The 21,015-nt window shown below is 58.7% G+C and carries 18 protein-coding genes and 1 tRNA gene; 6 read left to right on the top strand and 13 right to left on the bottom strand.

Annotated elements, in window-relative coordinates:
• Window positions 1-16 precede the first annotated feature (16 nt).
• Both ACFSYH_RS00620 and ACFSYH_RS00615 read right to left on the bottom strand, forming a co-directional pair.
• A complete protein-coding gene (locus tag ACFSYH_RS00620; RefSeq protein ID WP_377464485.1) occupies window positions 17-2,125 on the bottom strand; it encodes a helicase-related protein in 2,109 nt (702 codons plus the stop codon).
• 172 nt (window positions 2,126-2,297) lie between these two features.
• On the bottom strand, window positions 2,298-3,608 hold the full coding sequence (locus ACFSYH_RS00615; RefSeq protein WP_377464484.1) for a DEAD/DEAH box helicase: 1,311 nt from the start codon (window positions 3,606-3,608) through the stop codon (window positions 2,298-2,300).
• Window positions 3,609-4,070: 462 nt separating this feature from the next.
• On the opposite strand from ACFSYH_RS00615, the gene ACFSYH_RS00610 reads away from it, so the two are divergent.
• The 4 genes from ACFSYH_RS00610 (at window position 4,071) to ACFSYH_RS00595 (ending at window position 7,736) form a co-directional block, all read left to right on the top strand.
• Window positions 4,071-6,170, top strand: coding sequence for a hypothetical protein (locus ACFSYH_RS00610; RefSeq protein WP_377464483.1), 2,100 nt, complete (start codon window positions 4,071-4,073; stop codon window positions 6,168-6,170).
• Window positions 6,171-6,593: 423 nt separating this feature from the next.
• Window positions 6,594-6,986: a VOC family protein gene (locus ACFSYH_RS00605; RefSeq protein WP_377464482.1), complete on the top strand. Its 393-nt coding sequence runs from the start codon at window positions 6,594-6,596 to the stop codon at window positions 6,984-6,986.
• Between the two features lie 72 nt (window positions 6,987-7,058).
• On the top strand, window positions 7,059-7,544 hold the full coding sequence (locus ACFSYH_RS00600; RefSeq protein WP_377464481.1) for a ribosomal protein L7/L12: 486 nt from the start codon (window positions 7,059-7,061) through the stop codon (window positions 7,542-7,544).
• 119 nt (window positions 7,545-7,663) lie between these two features.
• Window positions 7,664-7,736 (top strand) — tRNA-Ala (locus ACFSYH_RS00595).
• 85 nt (window positions 7,737-7,821) lie between these two features.
• Here the strand turns inward: ACFSYH_RS00595 and ACFSYH_RS00590 are convergent.
• The 3 genes from ACFSYH_RS00590 to ACFSYH_RS00580 form a co-directional block, all read right to left on the bottom strand.
• Window positions 7,822-8,370 carry a type 1 glutamine amidotransferase domain-containing protein gene (locus tag ACFSYH_RS00590; RefSeq protein ID WP_377464479.1) on the bottom strand — a complete coding sequence of 183 codons (549 nt, stop codon included), beginning with the start codon at window positions 8,368-8,370 and terminating at the stop codon, window positions 7,822-7,824.
• A gap of 492 nt (window positions 8,371-8,862) precedes the next feature.
• A complete protein-coding gene (locus tag ACFSYH_RS00585; protein ID WP_377464478.1) occupies window positions 8,863-9,795 on the bottom strand; it encodes an aldo/keto reductase in 933 nt (310 codons plus the stop codon).
• A gap of 54 nt (window positions 9,796-9,849) precedes the next feature.
• On the bottom strand, window positions 9,850-10,704 hold the full coding sequence (locus ACFSYH_RS00580; RefSeq protein WP_377464477.1) for an aldo/keto reductase: 855 nt from the start codon (window positions 10,702-10,704) through the stop codon (window positions 9,850-9,852).
• 115 nt (window positions 10,705-10,819) lie between these two features.
• Here ACFSYH_RS00580 and ACFSYH_RS00575 point away from each other — a divergent pair, with 115 nt between their 5' ends.
• Together ACFSYH_RS00575 and ACFSYH_RS00570 are read left to right on the top strand one after the other, a co-directional pair.
• Window positions 10,820-11,725 carry a LysR family transcriptional regulator gene (locus ACFSYH_RS00575; protein WP_377464476.1) on the top strand — a complete coding sequence of 302 codons (906 nt, stop codon included), beginning with the start codon at window positions 10,820-10,822 and terminating at the stop codon, window positions 11,723-11,725.
• Window positions 11,726-11,781: 56 nt separating this feature from the next.
• Complete coding sequence (locus ACFSYH_RS00570; protein ID WP_377464474.1) at window positions 11,782-12,249, top strand: hypothetical protein; 468 nt, start codon at window positions 11,782-11,784, stop codon at window positions 12,247-12,249.
• Between the two features lie 274 nt (window positions 12,250-12,523).
• Here ACFSYH_RS00570 and ACFSYH_RS00565 read toward each other — a convergent pair whose 3' ends face one another.
• The 8 genes from ACFSYH_RS00565 to ACFSYH_RS00530 form a co-directional block, all read right to left on the bottom strand.
• Window positions 12,524-13,525: a TIGR03557 family F420-dependent LLM class oxidoreductase gene (locus ACFSYH_RS00565; protein WP_377464473.1), complete on the bottom strand. Its 1,002-nt coding sequence runs from the start codon at window positions 13,523-13,525 to the stop codon at window positions 12,524-12,526.
• 154 nt (window positions 13,526-13,679) lie between these two features.
• Complete coding sequence (locus ACFSYH_RS00560; protein WP_377464472.1) at window positions 13,680-14,456, bottom strand: SDR family NAD(P)-dependent oxidoreductase; 777 nt, start codon at window positions 14,454-14,456, stop codon at window positions 13,680-13,682.
• Window positions 14,453-15,787 carry an aspartate aminotransferase family protein gene (locus tag ACFSYH_RS00555; RefSeq protein ID WP_377464471.1) on the bottom strand — a complete coding sequence of 445 codons (1,335 nt, stop codon included), beginning with the start codon at window positions 15,785-15,787 and terminating at the stop codon, window positions 14,453-14,455. The genes ACFSYH_RS00560 and ACFSYH_RS00555 overlap by 4 nt, the downstream gene beginning before the upstream one ends.
• 336 nt (window positions 15,788-16,123) lie before the next feature.
• On the bottom strand, window positions 16,124-17,290 hold the full coding sequence (locus tag ACFSYH_RS00550) for an ABC transporter substrate-binding protein (RefSeq protein WP_377464470.1): 1,167 nt from the start codon (window positions 17,288-17,290) through the stop codon (window positions 16,124-16,126).
• 51 nt (window positions 17,291-17,341) lie between these two features.
• Window positions 17,342-18,109: an ABC transporter permease gene (locus ACFSYH_RS00545; protein ID WP_377464468.1), complete on the bottom strand. Its 768-nt coding sequence runs from the start codon at window positions 18,107-18,109 to the stop codon at window positions 17,342-17,344.
• The gene (locus ACFSYH_RS00540) at window positions 18,106-18,975 is read right to left on the bottom strand and encodes an ABC transporter ATP-binding protein (protein ID WP_377464466.1); all 870 of its coding nucleotides are present in this window, start codon (window positions 18,973-18,975) and stop codon (window positions 18,106-18,108) included. The genes ACFSYH_RS00545 and ACFSYH_RS00540 overlap by 4 nt, the downstream gene beginning before the upstream one ends.
• Entirely contained in the window at window positions 18,972-19,982 is a 1,011-nt protein-coding gene (locus ACFSYH_RS00535; RefSeq protein WP_377464464.1) for an ABC transporter permease, read from the bottom strand. Before ACFSYH_RS00535 ends, ACFSYH_RS00540 begins: the two co-directional genes overlap by 4 nt.
• Window positions 19,979-21,010, bottom strand: coding sequence for a TIGR03842 family LLM class F420-dependent oxidoreductase (locus tag ACFSYH_RS00530; protein WP_377464462.1), 1,032 nt, complete (start codon window positions 21,008-21,010; stop codon window positions 19,979-19,981). Before ACFSYH_RS00530 ends, ACFSYH_RS00535 begins: the two co-directional genes overlap by 4 nt.
• Between the last annotated feature and the right edge of the window lie 5 nt (window positions 21,011-21,015).

Raw genomic sequence — 21,015 nt, 5'->3', positions numbered from 1 at the left:
GGAGCTGGTGGTTACCTCATGTTGGTGGGCCTCCCCGTGACCAGTAGTCCTCCCACACCTCGTTGAGCGACCTCGTGCTGGTGGATGGCTCGATATGGGCGAATGCATCGCTCACATAGCGCAACTCATCGCGCTCGGGACCAGCACTCGACACCTTCACCAGCGCTAACCTATGACGTGCGCCTTGAGTCTGCGCAAACGACACCTCATTGGTCGTGATCGTGAAAATATCTGCACCTTCGATCCGTCCTTTAACCTCGATAAAGAACGCCTCACCGTCGATGCTGGTGGATCGAATATCAAAGCCCGGATTGTTGCGGACCTGCTCCACGGGAGTCCGCCCAAGAGCCCGCTCCGCAGCAAGAACAGCATCGACTGCCCTACGCTCTACGAGTTCTCGGGCCTCTGCGGACGAGTTGCGCTGCTCCCCTGTGCCCGAATCCAGTAGGTCGCGCGGAACAACGAGCGCGAGCCCGCGAACCACAGGCGAATCCGCAACCAAGTTAGACAGCGCATCCAGCTCCGCGAGACGTCCCTCAAGGCGCGAGTCCAACGCGCGGGCACGCGCGTACGCGCTCTCGGCACGAATCCGACCGACCGTTCCCGCACGCTCAAGATCAGCAAGACGATTATGTTCGCTATCCCAATGATTAATTTCAGCGAGTAAACGCTCCATAACCTGCGAGCGCACACGCGCCGACTCGTCGCCAATCCGAGTTCTTACCTCAGCCAGACGCGGCAGCGCGCCGTTCCTATAGACCGTGCCGCGGACTGCGCTCTCGTGGTCTTGCCTCACCCACTCAGATTTAAGGACCTCGTCGATTGCGTCGAGTTCATCGGGTTTCGGTGGATCAAAGTCCAAATATGGAGGTGCTGAGACAACATCAGTGTGTCCATCGCGGCGCAAAAGTGCGTAGTCGAAATGATGAGAAACTGCCCGGTCCGGCTCAGAATACTGTCGAATTCGCTGCTCAACCGTGTACAGAAGCATGAGTTCACGGTCCTGTTCGGCTCTACGGTCGACAAGGACCGTTCCCTGAGCGAGCGCGGTGCCCATGTCACTGATAATCAACTCGATGACGGCTTGTAGGAGCGGATGCCCCGGCGCGATCAACGCCGCAGGACTCGACCCTGAAAGGCGAACCAGCTCCAACTCAAAGGTGACCCGCTCATACTGCTGCGCAACAGGTGCCCACCTGTTCAGCCGCCGCGCCGTCTCAACGATCCGGGCAGGAACCTGGACAATCTCGTATCGGCCCTTCTCACGTTTGCGAATCTGACCGCCCAAACGCATAAACGCGGGGATGAAGAAGGCCGCAATATAGCCAGGCTGCAATCTCCGGGCACGGGACTCCTCCATGCGTTCCTTGATCTCGTCAAGGCTCAACGCGCTGAACATTTCGGGGTGCAAAGTACGCTCCGCGACCAGTTCATTCAACCCATCGGAAACGCTGGAATCTATGATCCGGTCAAGTTTTTGCTTAACCTCCGGCTGGTCACCGTAACGGATAGCCTCAATGAGAAGATCACGCAGGGACCGTTCCTGGAATGCGCCGGACTCGCCAAGTACGTTGAACAAATTGCCGTTGTACGCCTGCTCCATCTGGTCAATCTTGGAGAGTAGCTTGGCAAATACATCGCCCTCACGGGTGTCGCGAGCAACCATGTTCCACAGGTGGCACACCTCGCGCTGCCCGATTCGGTGGATTCGTCCGAATCGCTGTTCCAGGCGGTTCGGGTTCCACGGAAGGTCGTAGTTCACCATCAGGTGCGCCCGCTGAAGGTTTAACCCCTCACCTGCCGCATCCGTTGCAAGAAGAACCGCCGTTTCCGGATCATGCGTGAACTGTTCACGGGCACGCTTACGGTCCTCTCGGCTCGTGCCACCATGAATCGTGATAACAGAATCAGCACGGCCAAACTGAGCTGTGATCCGCCGTTGAAGGTAATCCAGCGTGTCCCTGTGTTCGGTAAAAACAATAATCTTGCGGGCTTGGCCCGAATCACTGTTTTCCAACAGTTGCTGGTCAAGGATGGCGCGTAACTGCACCCACTTCTTGTCCTCGCCCTGATGGCGAACCGCCCGTGCAGTACGAATCAGATCCTCGAGGATCGCGATTTCCACTTTAAGTTCAGGGATCGTCTGCGCAGCTGTCGCTAGATCAACAACCGCGTCAACCTGCTCCTCAAAACGTTGCCGTTCAAGGTCGCTTAATTCTTCGTCGAGGTCAGCTAACTCTTCAAACGACAGGTTCGGGAAGGCATCAAATCCCGAGTCACCACGTCCTGTGGATGACTCAGCAAATGAGCCCCCCCCCCGCTAGATTTGGGGTGCTTTGCGTAATGTGGGCACGCTGCATTTCACGCAACCGACCATCAAGGCGCTGCTGGCGGCGCTCAAGCGAACGCAAGATCGCTTCCGGGCTGGATGCCAAGCGGCGTTGAAGAACCGTCAACGCGAACCCGACGTTATTGCCACGTTTCTTATCGCCGTCCTGAGCAATACGCTCTGCACGACCCATTTCCGTGCGCACATAATCCGTGACCTGGTCATACAAATCGCGTTCAGCGGGGCTCAAGTCGTACTCAACCGTGTATGCGTGGCGCTCCGGGAACAGTGGCTTACCCTCAAAGGTCAGCAAATCTTCCTTCACCATACGGCGCATCAGGCCACTGGTATCCGTACGGTGCACACCATGCCGGTACTTGCCCTCAAACCTATCCGGGTCAAGCAGCGACATAAACAGTTGGAAGTCCTCTTCCTTACCTGCATGCGGAGTAGCCGTCATCAGCAAAAAGTTATGAGCAGTCCGTGAAAGCAAGCGGCCCAATTTGAAACGCTTAGTCTCCGTGACCTCGCCCGCCCAATTCGAATAGTGCGCCGACATCCTGTGAGCCTCATCGACGATTGCGACGTCCCACGAAACATCTTCAAGTTGTTCGAGCAGATCCTCACTCCGGGAAACCTGATCCATACGAACAATCAGATACGGGTGCTCCGCGAAGACATTACGTCCCTGAGCTTCATCCACCATCTCGCGGCCGAACAGTTCAAACTTGAGATCAAACTTCTGCGACAGTTCCTCACGCCACTGCTCAACGAGGCCGCCAGGCGCCACAATGATCGCGCGCTCACAGTCAGACCGCAGCATCAGTTCTTTCAGATACAGACCCGCCATAATCGTCTTACCGGCACCCGGATCATCCGCTAACAGGAACCGTAACGGGATTCGAGGAAGCAACTCCTCATACACCGCGCGAATTTGGTGCGGAAGCGGATCAACATCAGAACTGTTGATCGCCGCCATCGGGTCATACAGCGCCGCATACTTGATACGCAGCGCTTCGGAAGCCAAACGAAACTCATCAGCATCCGCTGTAAACGCCGGAGCCACGTCGGCCTCCGACAGAACCTCGAACGCCTCCCACTCTCCGCGCGTAACCATCCGAGAACCACTCGCACCCGTTTCATCGGAATAGAAGACATCGAGCAAATCGGTATCAACAACGTCAATCGCCTTAATCGTGGCGATTCTCTGCGGCACCAAACCACGGATACGCTGACCAATCTGGATCTCCACAGGACTGGTCGACGGTGTGCTCGGCACGATTCAGCCCTCCGGTTTCAGTTGATCCACGTCAGCAGCACAAAACTATAGGCTGCTGCATCAATCAACAGGATACTAGTCCCCTCCGACAAACCACGAAGCCCACGCGGCTTTTCCACAAGTTGCTATCAAGACAGCAACTCTCGATACCCGACCTCCCATCCGATCCCAAGATCATCGACTCATCTATGCTACTGAGATTCTTTTTATCCACCATAGTTGGTGAGCATTACAGTACAAGAACGAAGGTTCACCTATTCGTAACTACCCAATTAACACTCAGCCACTCATATTCTCTTAAAGGATTTGGACAAAAAATTTTAAATCAGTTCACTATCAAAGATGCCGATTGACGTCCAGAACGTGAACACCAAAACCATCTGCACATAGATGCCCGTACAATCCGTGAGGGGTCCTTTCGATTACTCACAAATCTGACACAAAGAAAGAATGAGACGATACATGAACACACCCGGCACTGCACTAGTTGGATACGCGATTCTACGCGCAAATTACAACGCTCAAGCCCCCAATTACCTGGATAACTTTGTTCCGTTCGTTTTGTCAGCGATTGCGCACTCAAACTCTCAGAGTGTCGAACGAAACGCAGTTTCAGAACTGATCCGCGAGATGTTTGGGCTAAGCATCCCTACACTCGTCCTCCCACGATTATTGAGAAGAACAAATAAGCAGGGATTAACTGCACCCGTAGGTAATAGTGCAATCCGCCTAACCGCTCGCGCAATAAGTGAACTCCCTGATCTAAATGCAGAAGTTACGCAGTATAGAAGCCGCCAGACCGAATTAGTTACCCAGTTAGCCGCATTCATCGAGAGCCATTTTCCAGAGCATCTTGAACTCACGACACGAGACCTGAGCGCTCATTTGGCGGAGTTCTTCGATAAGAATGCGGTACCCCTGCTCGGCGCCAGCCTTACATCTAGTCAGCCTGTGCGCGCAGAAAGCACTGGACTCGACTATGTCGTCTCTGTGTTCGTTGACAACTTATACAAAACAGACCAAGTACGTTTCGGGTACGTAGTTGAGGCTGCAAAAGGCGCGATGTTGGCTTCAGTCCTTGAACTGGATATGTCTAATATGAGTGATTCCCTTGCCCAACTTATATTCGTTCTCGACTCGCCCGTGGTAATGGATTTGCTTGGATACCACGGCCCTGTTCCTGAAACTGCTATGAAGCATGTCCTTGCTCTGGCAACGAAGCAAGGTGCGACTCTGGCCATGTTCCGACACTCGCTTTCTGAACTTGACGGCATTCTAGAGGCGATCGAGAGTTCCCTACGTCGAGGTAGCCTGTCGCGTTCAACGAGTACCGGCTATCTGCATTTTACTGACATCGGAGCAGAACCTGCTGACATCGCAGAACTCCGAGGGCGCCTTGAGAAGGAAGTAACTGAACTAGGCATCAGTGTGATTGATCTGCCAGGTGGATACTACGAGTACGGCCTTGATGAGAACAAACTTGAGAACATTATTCAGAGACGTGTGCACTATCTTCAGGATGCCGCACGGGTCAACGATGTCCACTCGATCTCGGCTATCCATAGGCTGAGGGAAGGCAACCAGTCAAGCACTATTGAGCGTTGCAAAGCTGTCTTCATCTCATCAAATTCAAACCTCGTACGCGGCGCACGCGAATTCAACCATGGTCCAGCTTTTCCATTAGCAGTCACAGCTGAAGCCATTGCCAGCATCCTGTGGTTACGAAGTTCCGCTCTTGCCGATGAAGTGCCCCGAGAGATCGTTCTGGCTAGTGCTTACGCAGGCATGCAGCCATCACCGATTCTGTGGAAGAAATACGTTGATGAGATCGAGAAACTTGAGCAGGCGGGTTCCGTTTCTCAGGACGGTGCGATGATCCTCCGCGCGACCAGCATCGGCCGAGACGCCTTTATGTACGAAACACTGGGAGACGAGGAAGCGGTAAGCAATGACCTGCCCTTCTCAGTTCTAGAGCGCGTACAAAACTCAATTGCCGAGCCGCTCCAACGCGAAGTAGTGAGCCTAGAGTCTCAGCTCACGAATGCAGAGGTGCAAGCACGTCAGACGCTTGTAGAGAAGACGCGCGAAGTGAGCGCACGGCAAGCAGCCGAAGCCGAGGCGGAGGCACACCGCGTAACGATACATCAGATGGCGAGCACGATTGATCAGAGCCAGAAAGCCGATCAAGAGAGGATCAGACGTATCCGGGAGCGCACAGCGGCAACTGTCCACCGACAGTTTCGCTTCGCCATCTGGGCTGTTCGCTTCGCAGTATTGCTCTTATTTAGTTGGCTCCTATGGTGGATTTCTATGAGTAGCGAGCATCCTTTTGGCTCGCTTTCTTGGGTTCTCACGGTTCTTGGTGTTCTCGGTTTCATTGTGCCATTCATGCCGCACGTGACGTCGTTCTTTTCCAAAGCGGAACTGAATTGGGCTGAGCGTAGATCAGTTTCAAAGCTCTTGAATGCAGGGTTCTCACAAGATCAAATCGAAGGCGCCGACCATCGTATGGTGGCAGGTATTAAAGACCGTGTCGGGAGCTCTTCGTCTACCGCACCGTGACTGAGGAACTTAGCAAAGACTGCGATTTGTTGGTTCCGTGAAAACTTTGACAGCAAATTCCCTCACGCGAATTTCTGCAGCTTTAGGCATGGACCCCAGTGAACTCGTCGAAATACTCACCACTGATCTCTTCGAAGGCACCGCAGCCACACGACGAAGAACTCACACGGCCCCACTGTAGAAACACAAAGGCCCACACATGAGTGTGGGCCTTGTGATTTGACGCTCGAAGCATCCGAAAGTTCGATGCAACGCTACCATCAACTATGCTCCACCTACACAGAACTTACGCGCAAGCGATTCTGGAGCAGCTCTGCTTTCAACGGTGAGACGGACCAAAGGTGGGCCGAAGGCCTGGATACCCGACTCGTCGGGAAGTGGGAAGTAAACAGCACGTACAACGAAACCCGCTAGGGTTGAGGGATGCCGGGATTTCATCATGTTGAGTTGTGGGTAGCCGACTTGAAGTCGGTGCACACCGAGTGGGCGTGGCTCCTCGAACAGTTAGGATTCACTCACGAGGCCGCATGGAGCGAAGGCGTGACGTGGAATGCGGACGGATCGTATCTGACGATCACCACCTCGCCAAACCTTTCAGGCACCGAACATAATCGCAGGCGCCCAGGCCTCAACCACCTGGCGTTCAAAGGTGGGGATCGTACCCATGTTGACGCGATTATGGCATTGGCTCCCGCACACGGATGGAGGCCGCTGTATCACGAGCGCTACCCTCACGCTGGAGGAAGCGAACATTACGCGGGCTGGCTTGAGAATACTGCGGGCTTCAAGGTCGAGGTCGTTGCAGAGGAACCATAGGTCCGCTGCCCAACCCATCGAACCCATCAAGTCTCACCTGCGAGCCGTGCGGTCCGTCGATAGGATGAGGTCATGACGTCTAACCCAACAGTGCTTATCATCGCGGCTGGTGTTGCTGCGGTCGTACTCGTCCTGATCGTCGTATTGCTGAAGCCTCGCCGGTACGACCAGATTGGCGCGAACCCCTACACCGGAGCCAAAGCCGCGCCAGTAAAAACTACGCTCGATAACCTGCCGGCCCATGTCACTGACCAGATCACGCGCCTTATTCAAGACGGCCGGAAGATTGAGGCCATCAAGGTACTGCGGGACCACACCAGCCTTGGCCTCAAGGAAGCGAAAGACATAGTGGAACGCTGGGACATGAGTGCGGCAACGCCACCATCGCGTTCACTGAGTCTCGAAGATCCCATCGCAGAGTTGCCTGCCCATATCCGCGCCGAGATTGACTCTCTGGTTACTGAGGGCAAACTCATCAACGCGATCAAGGCCTTGCGTGAGCACACTGGACTCGGCCTCAAGGAAGCCAAGAGCGTTATCGACAACTGGCCACGCTAGACACCGTCGCCTATAGGCAGCATCTCAAACGCTAGTTTGACGTGGATCACATCAAGTCGATTGGCGTTGGCCCTAAGCAATCCACTAGTATCAGTAGTGCTTCCTTCACAGAAGTGCACGGGGCTATGGCGCAGCTGGTAGCGCACCTGCATGGCATGCAGGGGGTCAGGGGTTCGAGTCCCCTTAGCTCCACTCGAGAAATTGAGACAGCTCGTACCGTGAAAACCCGCTCGGCTTAGCCGAGCGGGTTTTCCATTTCCTGAATGCGGGCCATAAACTATGCGGTTTGACCCTCGTGCTTCCCCTCACCGATTTCTTCAATCAGTTTGGCGTTGAACGCTGGAAGATCGTCAGGAGTGCGGCTCGTTACGAGGCCTTGGTCCACGACCACTTCTTCGTCCACCCACGTGGCACCCGCGTTCTGGAGGTCTGTCTTGAGGCTCTTGAACGAGGTGACGGTGCGTCCTTTCAGCACAGCCGCATCGGCCAAGATCCACGGAGCATGGCAGATAGCGCCAACCGGTTTGTGTTGTTCAAAGAAGTCGCGGGTAAGTTCAACCGCGAATGAGTCGAGTCGGATGTTGTCGCTGTTGACCACTCCACCGGGAAGAACCAACGCGTCATACTTTGCTGCGTCCGCTGCGGCAGTTGTCACAGTGACGGGTTCTTCGTGCCCGTTCTTTCCCCGAATCGAGCCTGCCTCGGGTGCAATGATGTCCACGATGGCGTTGTGCTCTCGCAGAGCCTTCAATGGCTCAATGAGTTCGGAGTCTTCGTATCCGTCAGTCGCCAGAATCGCGACCTGTTTGCCTGTCAGATGAGACATGGTGTGCTCCTTCGTGATTGCTTCTGATTTACTGCGCCCTTGTGGGGGCATTGGTCAGGCCGAATCACCAACCTGTAGGCCCGAACTTTCCACCGCTGACGATCACACCAGAACGCGGGTACTCGTTTCAACCGGGCCTTTATTCATCGTAGTAATGATCCGGTTGATCGGCATCTCGAACAGCGTCTCTGCAGGTAAGATGCTCTGCCTCGCATCGCGGAGCGAGTCTTTTGATTTCCTTGAGTAGGTCCCTCAGCACGAGTCGTTCACGAAGGGATTCCAGCACATGAGTCGCGAGTTAGGCAGGTTCTCCCGGTACAAAGTGAACCGCTGGAACGCAGGCAAACTGGCCGAGTTTCCGGCTCGTCGCCAAGAGAACAGCCAACGGAACACATGAAACGAATGGAACAGATAAGGCCAGCGGAACTGACAGTTCTTCGAGAACCACGGTTCCGCTGGCCGCAATAAAACGAGCCCAACGGCAACGCCACCTTAAGGGATCGTGTAACCACCCGCGCGTAGCAGTTCATACCATTCGGCACGCGTGAGCGCGATGTCCGAGCCAAGAGCTGCCGCAGCAACCCGTTGCGGAGTGGTCGTGCCGAGCACAACCTGCATCTGCGCTGGGTGACGGGTAATCCAGGCAACCGCGATGGCCTCAGCCGGAACGCCGTACTTCTCCGCGAGACGGTCCACCACGGCATTCAACTCCGGGTAGCGGTCCGAGCCGAGGAACGGCCCGTCGAAGAACCCAGCCTGGAACGGAGACCACGCCTGAACGGTGATGTCGTTGAGTCGACAGTAGTCGAGCACGCCGCCGTCGCGAACGACTGACTGGTCCAAGCCCTGCATATTCATCGCGAGCCCTTGGGCAACCATCGGCGAATGCGTGATGGACAACTGCAACTGGTTCGCCACAATCGGCTGTTTCACCTGCTTGCGCAGCAACTCGATCTGGTTCGGCGTCTGGTTTGACACACCAAACGCCCGCACCTTACCGGAGGCGGACAACTCGTCGAATGCCCGAGCCACCTCTTCGGGCTCCACCAGTGCATCGGGGCGGTGCAGGAGCAGGATGTCGATGTAGTCGGTGCCCAGCGCCTTGAGCGACCCGTCGACGGAACGGATCAGTTCCTCGTAGGAGAAATCAAAGTAGGGGCCATCCTTGATGATGCCCGCCTTGGTTTGGATGGTGAACTGTTCGCGTTCCGAACTCGACAGCCGCATGGCCTCGGCGAAACGCCGTTCACAGCCGTGCTTCTCGTTTCCGTAGACTGCCGCGTGGTCGAGGAACGTGACACCTGAATCGCGTGCCGTGCTGATGAGGGTGCGCACCTCATCATCGCTCTTGTCCTGGATGCGCATCAGGCCGAGGATGACGTTTGGCACCACCATGTCGGTGCCGGGCAAAGTGAAGGTCTTCATGTGGTCTCTCTTCGGGTTGATGAGTTTTTGTGGGTTGTGCACTGTGGGGCTGGATCAGGCGGATAGCCGAGCGATCTGTTCGCTCGTGAGGGTGAGTTCCGTCGCGCGGGCTGAGTCTTGGATGCTCGTAGGACGCGAGGCGCCGGGGATCGGAATCACGACCGGGGCAAGGGCCAACTCCCACGCGAGGGTGACCTGATACACGCTCACTCCAACCTCTTCTGCCACGTCTTGGAACGCGCTGTGCCTTCCTGCCAGGTCCTTGGCGTTCTTGATCCCGCCGAGTGGGCTCCACGGCAGGAACGCGATACCCAGACTTGCGCAATGCTCCAGTTCATCTTGGCTGGATCGGAAGGCGGGTGAGAACTGGTTCTGGACGGAGACAAGCCTGCCGTCGAGTACACGTTGGGCTTCGTCAATCTGAGCGATGTCGGCGTTGGATATACCTGCCATGCGGATGACACCTTCATCGAGGAGTTCGCGAAGCGCTCCAACTGATTCGGCGTAGGGAACATCTGGGTCGGGGCGGTGGAACTGATACAGGCCGATTGCCTCGACCCCGAGTCGCTGGGCTGACTCTTTTGCTGCGCGCTTGAGGTATTCGGGATCACCGTTGCGGGTCCAGGTACCGTCGCCGGGTCGCAGGTGTCCGCCTTTGGTTGCCACGAGGATCTCGTCGTCTGCACCGTATTCACGCAGTGCTCGGGCAATGAGTTCTTCGTTGTGGCCGACCTCGTGGGCATCGCGGTGGTAGGCATCGGCGGTGTCGATCAGTGTCACGCCCGCATCGAGTGCAGCGTGAATCGTCTGGATTGATTGCCGTTCGTCTGGGCGCCCCTCGATAGACATCGGCATTCCGCCGAGGCCAACCGCAGATACCTTCCGCTCCCCGATCATGCGCTGTTGCATGTGCTTCTCCTTTGATGCTCATCGAGACTTTCTCGGTGTTGGTTTCACTTTACGAAGCGCTACTCTTAGAAGTCCAACAGTTATAATTACTCACATTGAGAAGAAGGAGTTCTGAATGGACTTACGTCAGATGGAATACCTGCTCGCAGTGGCCGAAGAACGGAACTTCACGCGCGCTGCAGACCTGGCAGGCATCTCCCAATCAGGACTTTCATCCGCTATTCGCGGCCTCGAAGACGAACTGGGAACTCCCCTGTTCGACCGGACAACCCGTCGGGTCGAACTCACTGAGGCAGGTTCGGCTCTACTGCCCTACGCCCGTGACATGCTCTCCCACGCGGCGAGTGCGCGCGACGCGGTTGTACGAGCAAGCCGAGAAGTCACCGGATCGCTCCGAGTCGGCGCAGAGCAGTGCCTCGGCATCATCGAGGTTGTCACGCTGCTTGAGCGTTTCCATCACCGCCATCCCCGAGTGGAGACCCAGTTCGTGCAGACGGGTTCTCACGACCTTGTCGCCATGTCCAGAGCCGGCGACCTGGACGTGGCGTTCATTGCCGGTTCCCATCATCTTGGCTCGCTGCCGCACCGCGATCTCGGGCAGGAGTCACTTGTGTTGCTGGTCCCGGAACGCCACTCTGCCCTCACGAGTCTGGCCAGCAATTCCCGTGTCAGTTGGAGTGAACTCGACGGGCAAGACTTCATCGACTTTGCCCCGAACTGGAGTATTCGCACACTCAACGACTCCATGCTCGCCTCCCAGAGCGTATCGCGCCGCGTGCGGTGCACGGTCAACGACGTGCACACTCTGCTCGACCTAGTCACGAGAGGTCTGGGAATTGCGATTGTGCCACGTCATATAGCGGCAAAACCTCAGGCCGCCCAGCTTCGGGTGCTCTCGCTTCCCACTGACTCCGCGGTATGGAAAGTTTCGGTCATCTCACCGTCCTGGGACCGCGGAGGAACCCCATCGGCTCATCTGCTCGACCTGGTATCCGACTCGTGCCCTCAACCGGTGTGCTGAACTCGCGCCCCATATGTGCGACCCTGGATAGGCACGCCACACACCAAAAGGAACTCATGCGTCTCATCCCACACGCCTGCCCGCACCCGCCCAACAAGATTGCGGCGACCTTCTGGCTGCTCATACTCGCCCTCGTTGGCGCGTGGCTTATTACTCGCGACTCGCAGGCTTTCGTGGTTGCCGGAATCGCCGTCGTGCCGCTGATCGCTCTGCAAGCAGTTGAGAACTATTCCTCCCGAGTCATCATGACCAACACGGAGGCAGGCAACATCAAGCGGTGGAGCGACGAGGAAATCCGTCACGTGTATAGCCACCTGTGTTCGGGCCGTAACCAGACGGTAGTTTTTGCCGGGTTTTTGTGGGCTGTGGTCGGCGGGTGGCTGGTTCATGTGATCCGAGATGGCGAGGTCCAACTCGGCCAGGCGCTGGCGCTTGGCGGGTCGGTGATTGCCGTGTGGGGCGCAATGTACACATGGTCCGCGAGTCGTTTGCGCACGTTCGAGGAGAACCCTCGCGTTTTGTAGTGCCGCTGCTTTCCTGCTTGCCGACGATCAGTCCAGTTGATCGTTCCCCTCACGTTCCCGCGCGGCCAGGTCTCCCATTGCCGACGAGCCCTCGCGGCAGTCCAGGCCGTTCCCCTCCCAACGCGGTTGCGAGCCTTTCTGCTAACTCATGCGGAGAGCGATGGGAGGGTACCGTTACAACCACGCAGATGTAACGGTACCCTCCCATCTTGGAGCAATTTCTGAGCAGCCTCGCCCTTGCGAGTCCGCCCTCCGCCCAGGGATTCAGCGCAACCTATCGCTTCAGCTTCGGCAGAACCTCACGTCCGAAGACCTCGATCCATTCCTTCTGATTACGGCCCACGTTGTGCAGGTAGATTCGGTCGAATCCGAGGTCCACGAACTTTTGGATGTGTGCCCGGTGCTCGTCTGGATCGGAGGAGATCACCATCCGCCCCTCGAAGTCCTCTGGGCGTACAAGCTTTGCGATCTGCTCGAACTCGAACGGCGAGCGGATGTCCGCTTTGGGGAATTTCATGCCGCCGTTCGGCCACTGATCCATCGCGTTCGCCAGGGCTTCCTCATCGGTCGGCGCCCAGGACATGTGGATCTGCAATACCTTTGGCATGGTCTCTGGATCGCGACCCACCTCGCGTGCTCCAGCGGCAAACCTGCCGAACAACATCTCGATCTTCTCCAGGGGAGCACCCACCGTGATCAGGCCGTCCGCATGCTTACCGGCTCGCTTTGCGGTGACCGGTCCAGCAGTTGCCACCAATATCTCCGGCGGAACCTCAGGCATAGTCCACAGTCGAGTCGATTCCATCTTGTAGAACTGGCCCTGATGCTTGACGTCCTTACCTGCGAGCGAGGCGTTGAACAGTTTCTTGATGATATCGATCGCCTCGAACATGCGGTTGATCCGCTCAGGGGCCTCGGGCCAGTACTGGCCGGTGATGTGCTCATTGAGTGCTTCGCCGGAACCGAGTCCGAGCCAGTGGCGTCCAGGGTACATCGCGGCGAGGGTTGCGGAGGCCTGGGCGACCATCGCCGGGTGCCAGCGGAACGTTGGTGCGGTCACGCCTGGACCGATGTCCCCCACGGTACGCTCGCCCAGTGCGGACAGAACGTTCCACACGAACGCCGACTGTCCCTGTGCGGGAACCCATGGCTGGAAGTGGTCGGCCGCCATGACGCCACTGAACCCGTGCTGTTCTGCGAGAACCGAGTAGTCCACGATGTCGGTCGGGTGGAACTGCTCCAGCATGGCCGCATAACCGATAGTTAGGTCAGACATTAACTCTCTCTTTCACTATTACCCGTACGTTTCTAGGTACGTTCCCTACTGCGAACCTCGACGTGTGGGTTTCTTCGACGATGGGTGGGTCTATAACCCACACCTCCGCGAGTTTCCCCACACATTGAACGCTGAACAGCGAGCTATAAGTCCGTCAGGAGGTCACACGGTGGGTCTTGGTGTACGCAGCTTGGGCAACGGGACGCACAACTAGTGAGTCTACGTTGACATGCGCTGGCATGCTCAGGCTCCACCGAATCGCCTCGGCGATGTCCTCGGCCTGCAAGGGGTTGGGCACTCCGTCGTACACGGCGTCCGCTTTGCCCTGGTCGCCTGCGAAACGCACGAGCGAGAACTCCTCGGTGTGCACCATTCCCGGCGCGATCTCGATCACGCGCAGTGGCTCGCCCACGAGTTCGAGGCGCAGTGTACGGGCAGCGACGCGCTCGGCGAACTTCGCTGCAACGTATCCCCCTCCTCCCTCATAGGGTTCGTGCGCGGCAGTCGAGGTGACGACCACGATGGACCCCGCCGTCTCGCGTAGCGCCGGTAGCAGGGCGTTCGTCATCCGGAACGTTCCCAGAACGTTGAGTTCATACATGCGCGACCACTGTTCGAGGTCAGCATTGTCCACGCGGTCCGCGCCAAGCGCTCCACCGGCGTTGTTCACCAACGCATCAACCCGGCCACCAGCAGTGATGGCCTCGACCGCTTGGGCAACCGACTCGTCGGCAGTGATATCGGCGACCACGTACGTGCAGCCGGTCTCCTGAGCGAGCGCACGTAGGCGCGCCTCGCGCCGTGCGAGGGCGACCACATCCCAGCCGCTGGCTACCAGGAGTCGCACGGTGGCAGCTCCGATTCCCGACGATGCCCCGGTCACGACCGCCCGCTTGCGCTGGGTTTCGGGCTGGTGTGAAGTTACGGTCATGATGCCTCCAGAACGTCGAGCGCAGCCCCAAGTATTGCGAGGGCCTCCTCGACTTCGTCGCGGGTGACCACGCATGGTGGGACCAGGTGGATTCGGTTTTCTGCCGCGAACACGATGAGTCCGTGGTCTTGGCAATAGTTTTTCACGGCCGCCAGTTGCGTCGGCGCAAGCGGGACGGTTGTGTCGGGCTCCGTGAGTTCCACGGCCCAGAATACTCCCACTCCGCGGACCTCCGCGATTGTGGGGTGCGCGTCTTTGAGCGCACCCAACCCGGGCCCAAGTGCCGTCTTGCCGATCTCACGGGCGTTGTCGACGATACCCTCCTGATCCATGGCGGTGAGGGTTCCCACGATCGCGGCCATCGCGAGCGGGTGCCCGGAGTAGGTGAGGCCACCGGGGAATATGCGGTCGTTGAAGTATTCGGCGATGGGATCGCTGATGATGACTCCCCCGGCTGGAACGTAGCCGGAGTTGACGCCCTTGGCGAAGGTGATGAGGTCTGGCACCACGTTGTAGTGCTCGAAGGCGAACCAGGTGCCGCAGCGCCCGAATCCGGCCATCACCTCGTCGAGAATCAGCAGGATTCCGTACTTGTCAGCCAGTTTGCGGACCCCCGGCAGGTATCCGGGTGGTGGTGTGAGTATGCCCGCCGTGCCCGGGATGGTTTCGAGCAGGATCGCCGCAATACTCTGTGGGCCCTCGCTGAGGATGACCCGTTCGAGGTGGTGTAGTGCGCGTTCGCATTCCTGTTCCTGCGACTGCGCCCAGAACTCCGAGCGCAGCAGGTACGGGGTGAAGAAGTGGACATGGCCGGTGGCGAACTCATTCGGAATGCGGCGCCAATCTCCGGTCGCATTGACCGCCGCGCCCGTGTTGCCGTGATATGAGCGGTATGCGGACAGAATCTTTGGTCGTCCCGTGTACTGGCGGGCCATGCGGATGGCGTTCTCGTTCGCGTCCGCCCCTCCGTTGGTGAAGAACACCCTGTTGAATCCATCCGGTGCACGGTCTGTGATGAGCCTAGCCGCAGTACTGCGGGCGGCGTTGGCGTGGCTTGGTGCGATTGTGGTCAGGATGTCGGTCTGCTCGTGAATTGCGGCCAGCACAGCAGGGTGCTGGTGTCCGATGTTGACATTGACGAGTTGCGACGAGAAGTCCAGATAGGCGCGCCCCTCACCATCGCGGATGGTTACGCCGCGCGCGGCAACAATATCGATCGGAGCCAATGTGCCCTGCGCGGACCACGAATGGAACACGTGGGCTCGGTCGAGCGCGATTGTCTCCTTGCTACGTTCTACCGCAGTGCTCTGCTCAACGCTGATTATTGCCATGAGTCTTCTCCATAAACCGTGAGCAGCCTGAAAAGGTTGCCCGTGTGTAAGAACTATGTGGGCTGAGGTGCGTGCTGAACTCCATGTTCAGCACGCACCAGCCGTGCGGTTGTGCTGGCGGGCACCGCTATCTCATGCCCAACTAGCGTTTTCTGGTTGGGAACTACATTCGCTTATGCTCCGGTAACAGCCTGCTCCGCGAGACTAGTGCTCGACAGCCGCGAACTGTATCCGCTTCGCTCCGGTAGGGATCTGCTCCGCGAGATCCCTACCCTCCGCTGCGCTACTGTGTCCACGGTGGTACCCTCCGCACCGCTGCTTTGTCCCCAACTGGAGCTAGTTGCCGCCCTCGTTGAGCGTGACGGTCAGCGGGCTGAAGCCCTCTCCAACCACGTCCACGCCTTCCTCAGTGAGTTCGGCAAGCGCCTTGGTCACGTATTCGTTCGAATAGGCGGTGCTTGGTGGTTCCGAGGTGATGATGGTTGCACCGGTCTCGTTTGAGGTTCCGAGCGCCATCTCGACGGTCGCGGCCCACGCCGATTCATCGACCAGCCCCAGACCACCGGTGGTGTTTGGCCAGAGTAGCTTGTTGACCTCGTTGACCATCCACAGTTGGTGGCTCGCGCCAAGCGTGGATCCCGCCTCGGTCACGATGGTTGCGGAGTCCTCCGCGTTGTCACGTGCGAACGCCCAGCCCTTGATCGAGGCCTTGATGAACTTCACGGTCGTCTCCGCATAGGCTTCATCTGAGGCGAGACGGTCAGCGTCAGCCCAGATTGCGTCCTGGAGCATTGCCGTACCCTCGTCGTTCCAATCGATGACGTTGAAGTCATCCGGGGTGTAGAGCTCGCCGGTGTCGGGGTTTACGGTCTCAAGCAGTTGCGCGTACTCGTTGTACGTCATCGCCTGGGCGGCATCGATGTCACCGTTGAGCAGCCCGAGCATATCGAACGCCTGGGTCACGAGTTCAAAGTCGGTGACATCGGCCTTGTTGAGGCCCGCGAACAGCTCCCACTCGTTGCCGTAGCCCCACGAGCCCACCTTCTTGCCGGCGAGATCTGCGGGCGAGGTGATGCCCGCATCCTTGAAGGAGACCTGCAGGGTTGCCGAGCGTTCAAAGATCTGGGCCACGTTGGTGATGTTCGCACCCTGTTCGATCGAGCCGAGTACCTTGGGCACCCACGCAATCGCGTAGTCGACCTCGCCCTGGGCGAGTGCGTCCTGTGGCACGATGTCGCCACCGGAGGGAATGATTTCGACGTCAAGGCCTTCTTCCTCATAGAAGCCCTCGCTCAGTGCGGCGTAGTAGCCCGCGAACTGTCCCTGGGTGAGCCATTGCAACTGCAGTTTGACCTTGGTGAGTTCTCCCGATGTCTCGGTCGAATCCGTTGCGTCTGGGGTCGGTGTCGGGGTTTCGGTGTCGCCCACGGTGCAGGCGGTCAGGGTCAGGCCGAGCGTGAGTGCTGCCGCTAGTGGCGCGACGAGTGTCTTACGAGTTTTCATGTCTTCTCACTTCCGAAGGATCTTGGGCGGTGACCGCAGTGCGGTCTGAAATCAACGGCGTCCTGCCTTTCTCAGGGCGTAGGTTTCCAGTGCCAGAGTGGTGGTGTAAAAGATCAGGCCCACCACGATCCCGCCGAATACGTAGGCCCATGCTTGGGCGTAGTTCGATCCGGCAGCAGCGGTTGTAATGAACGAGCCCACCCCTGAACGCGGTCCGCCGAAGTACTCGGCCACGATTGCGGAGATCACCGCGAGCGCCGAGGCCATGCGCAGACCTGTGAACACGTAGGGGGTGGCGGTAGGGATCGTGACGAACCGGATGATGTCACGAGATGGTGCGGCAAGGGCTCGCATGAGGTCCTTGTGCACAGGCAGCACCTGACGCAGTCCGGTCAGGGTGTTGAGGTAGACCGGCACGTACACGGCAAGTCCGGCCACGATGATTCGGGCCTGTTCGCTTCCTGCGCCGAACATCGAGTACAGCACGGGTGCGAGGGCCACGATGGGTACGACGGCGAGTGCGCTGATGATTGGTTCGCTGATCTTGTCCACGACCCAACTCGTGACCGAGATAATCGCGGTGATGATGCCGAGCAGTGCCCCCACGATCAATCCCACGAGCGCGTTACGCCCGGTCACGAGGGCTGCCCCAGTGATCGGTTCGCGGAACTGCGAGAACTGGTCCGCGATTGCAGCAGGTCCGGGCAGGATGAAGGGTGGGATGTTCCCCACGCTCACGAGGGCTTGCCAGGCACCGATGAGTGCGATGAGGAGCAGGGTCGGCGGCAGTGTGGTTGCGACAGCGTTTCGCACGGTCATCGCAGATCCACTCCCGCCCCGGTCGGGACACCGTCGTGGAGGGCGTCTCGTACCTGGGCGACGGCCTCGAAGAAGCGGGCGTCCGTCCGTAGGTCTACGGTGTCGTGCTCTGGTTCGGCGTTCTTGGAACGCTCCGACAGTGGCGATGCACTCTGCGGAGTGACCGCGCTGCGGTCCAGGTCGATGTCCACGATGCGGCGGATCTCGCCTGGACGCGGCGACATGACAACCACCCGGTTGGACAGGAACACGGCTTCCGGTATGGAGTGGGTGACGAACACGACCGCTGCCCGAGATTCCGCGCTGATGCGCAGGAGTTGGGTTTGCAGGTGTTCCCTGGTCATCTCGTCGAGTGCACCGAAGGGTTCATCCATGAGGAGCAGAGACGGTTCCTCCGCGAGCGCTCGGGCGATGGCCACTCGCTGTTGCATGCCGCCCGAGAGTTGGTCGGGATAGTGATCGGCGAAGCTCGTCAAACCGACCATGTCGAGCAGGTGATCGATGCGTTCACGTCGTGCATGCTTTCCCCGACCCGCCAACCGCAGAGGCAGGTCGACGTTCTCGCGTACGGAACGCCACGGCAACAGGCCTGCCTGCTGGAAGGCAATGCCGTATTCGCGGGCTCGGCGCGCCTCACTCGGGGAATGCCCGAACACCGTGATCTCGCCGTCGGTGGGTTGGTCGAGATCGGCGATCAGCCGCAGCAGTGTCGATTTGCCGCAACCCGATGGGCCGATCAACGAGACGAACTCACCCGCGGCTATCTTCAGGTTGATGTCGTGCAACGCTGTGACCTGTTTGGCCCCCGAGCCAAATACGCGGTGTACGCCGCAGATGTCGATTGCCGTTGCTGTCGTGTTTGTCATCGTGCCTCCACACGTCGATACTTCTTGAGCGATGCGCCGAGTAGGCCAATCGCTCCCGCTGCGAGTAGACCCAAGATCACTGAGCCGAAGATCGGTGCCCAGGGCTTTGCGGGATCGGATGCCGCGAAGTTCGCGTACTCGAGGATCATGCGGCCGATTCCACCCGGTAGCCCCGTGGCGACCTCGGCGACGACCGTGCCGACAACCGCGTTCGCGGCGGCCAGGCGCAGGGCTGGAAGGATCTGAGGGATTGCGGCCGGTACCCGCAACCGCACCAGTGTGGTCCACCAGCCAGCGCCGTAGGCGTGCAGAAGTTCCACCTGTATCTGGCTGGGAGATTGCAGGCCACGCAATGTTCCGACCGCGACGGGGAAGAATGCCAGGTAGGAGGCGATCACCGCGACGGACATCCACGGCGCCCAGGTGATCGAGCCGATGGAAATCTGCGAGCCCCACGATCGGACAAGCGGCGCCAATGCGATCAGAGGCACCGTCTGTGACACGATCACGAGTGGGAGTACCGCCCGCTCCACGATCTTCAGGCGCTGCATGGCCACGGCCAGGATCACGCCCACGAGCACGCCAATCAGCCACCCGGCGATGGCTATCGATAGGGTGAAGATCGCAGCCACCACGACCGCCCACCACAGGCTTGCGGCACCCGAAGCACCAGACACCGGATCGAACAGCCGTCCCACCATGCTCCACGTATGAGGCATCACGATGTCGGTTGTACGGGGCAGGATTCGCGTCTCACCGAGCGACCAGCCCTGATCGGGGCCAAGCGCCTTATACAGTTCCCATACGCTGCCCACTGCGAGAATCGCCAGAACCGCTGCCACAATCCGGTTCGACAGTGCTGCTCGCGCGAAGCGAGCAGCACCGGCTTGGCCCCGCTGGGAGGTGCGGGACGGTATCCGCGATGGGCTCGTCGGCAATGAACCAGATGATCCCACGTCAGTGCGCTCCTCTGTCTCTAAGACGTGCGTGTCCTGCGCAGCGCTCATGATCGTGCCAAAACCACGTCACGAACGGCGGGAATGATCTCATTTCCATATGCCGCCAAGGTGGCGTCCTTGTTGTCATGTTGTAGGTACCCGGCGAACTGGTGCACACCCAGATCCTTGAGCGCATTGAGCTTCGCAATGTGTTCTTTGGGAGAGCCGATGATGCAGAAGCGCTCCACGATCTCGTCGGGGACGAAGTCGGTGTGCGTGTTCGTCGCGCGGCCATGCGAGTTGTAGTCGTAGCTCTCGCGACCCGCAATGTAGTCAGTGAGCGCCGCAGGCACATCCGAACCGCCACCATATTTGGACACGATGTCCGCAACGTGGTTACCCACCATGCCGCCGAACCAGCGGCACTGATTGATCATGTGCTCGCGGGCAATCGGATCATCCCCGTCACCCACATACATGGGTGCGCCAATGCAGAACTTGATCGCATCCGGGTCACGGCCAGCGGCCTCGGCTGCGCCGCGCACCGTCTTGATCATCCACTCCGCGATGTCCAAGTCAGCTAACTGAAGGATGAAGCCATCGCCCACCTCACCTGTCAGCTTCAGTGCGAGTGGCCCGTATGCAGCCACCCACATCTCCAACTCAGAGCTCTGCGCCCAGGGAAACCGCAGCGTTGCTCCCTCGTGCTCAACCGCACGGGAACTTGCGAGTTCCCGGATCACGTGGATGGCCTGCCGTAACTCCGAGAGCTTCGCTGGCTTGCGCCCAAGCGCACGCAACGCCGAGTCACCGCGACCAATGCCGCAGACCGTACGGTTGCCGTACATCTCGTTCAAGGTCGCAAACGCCGAGGCCAACACCGTCCAGTCGCGAGTCGCGGGGTTGGTCACGTACGTGCCGACCTTGATGCGGTGTGTTTCGTTGAGAATCCTCGAGAAGATCGGGAACGGTTCCTGCCACAAAAGGTGCGAGTCGAACAGCCAGGCATGACTGAACCCGTACGTTTCCGCCCGCTTGGCCAACTCCACTGTGCGGGCGGTTGGCGGATCAGGCTGAAGAACGACACCAAATTCCATGTCCC

This window comes from Populibacterium corticicola (genome assembly GCF_042683685.1).
Taxonomy (GTDB): Bacteria; Actinomycetota; Actinomycetes; order Actinomycetales; family Cellulomonadaceae; genus Timonella; species Timonella corticicola.
The sequence above is the reverse complement of the archived record's forward strand: the minus strand, read 5'-3'. Positions and strand labels throughout refer to the sequence as shown.

Excerpts from the sequence above, each read along its gene's own strand:
- ACFSYH_RS00545 (WP_377464468.1), bottom strand. The coding sequence starts at position 18,109 with ATGACCGTGCGAAACGCTGTCGCAACCACACTGCCGCCGACCCTGCTC.
- ACFSYH_RS00550 (WP_377464470.1), bottom strand. The coding sequence starts at position 17,290 with ATGAAAACTCGTAAGACACTCGTCGCGCCACTAGCGGCAGCACTCACG.
- ACFSYH_RS00605 (WP_377464482.1), top strand. The coding sequence starts at position 6,594 with ATGCCGGGATTTCATCATGTTGAGTTGTGGGTAGCCGACTTGAAGTCG.
- ACFSYH_RS00590 (WP_377464479.1), bottom strand. The coding sequence starts at position 8,370 with ATGTCTCATCTGACAGGCAAACAGGTCGCGATTCTGGCGACTGACGGA.
- ACFSYH_RS00555 (WP_377464471.1), bottom strand. The coding sequence starts at position 15,787 with ATGGCAATAATCAGCGTTGAGCAGAGCACTGCGGTAGAACGTAGCAAG.
- ACFSYH_RS00535 (WP_377464464.1), bottom strand. The coding sequence starts at position 19,982 with ATGAGCGCTGCGCAGGACACGCACGTCTTAGAGACAGAGGAGCGCACT.
- ACFSYH_RS00600 (WP_377464481.1), top strand. The coding sequence starts at position 7,059 with ATGACGTCTAACCCAACAGTGCTTATCATCGCGGCTGGTGTTGCTGCG.
- ACFSYH_RS00540 (WP_377464466.1), bottom strand. The coding sequence starts at position 18,975 with ATGACAAACACGACAGCAACGGCAATCGACATCTGCGGCGTACACCGC.
- ACFSYH_RS00530 (WP_377464462.1), bottom strand. The coding sequence starts at position 21,010 with ATGGAATTTGGTGTCGTTCTTCAGCCTGATCCGCCAACCGCCCGCACA.
- ACFSYH_RS00570 (WP_377464474.1), top strand. The coding sequence starts at position 11,782 with ATGCGTCTCATCCCACACGCCTGCCCGCACCCGCCCAACAAGATTGCG.
- ACFSYH_RS00575 (WP_377464476.1), top strand. The coding sequence starts at position 10,820 with ATGGACTTACGTCAGATGGAATACCTGCTCGCAGTGGCCGAAGAACGG.
- ACFSYH_RS00580 (WP_377464477.1), bottom strand. The coding sequence starts at position 10,704 with ATGCAACAGCGCATGATCGGGGAGCGGAAGGTATCTGCGGTTGGCCTC.
- ACFSYH_RS00610 (WP_377464483.1), top strand. The coding sequence starts at position 4,071 with ATGAACACACCCGGCACTGCACTAGTTGGATACGCGATTCTACGCGCA.
- ACFSYH_RS00565 (WP_377464473.1), bottom strand. The coding sequence starts at position 13,525 with ATGTCTGACCTAACTATCGGTTATGCGGCCATGCTGGAGCAGTTCCAC.
- ACFSYH_RS00585 (WP_377464478.1), bottom strand. The coding sequence starts at position 9,795 with ATGAAGACCTTCACTTTGCCCGGCACCGACATGGTGGTGCCAAACGTC.
- ACFSYH_RS00560 (WP_377464472.1), bottom strand. The coding sequence starts at position 14,456 with ATGACCGTAACTTCACACCAGCCCGAAACCCAGCGCAAGCGGGCGGTC.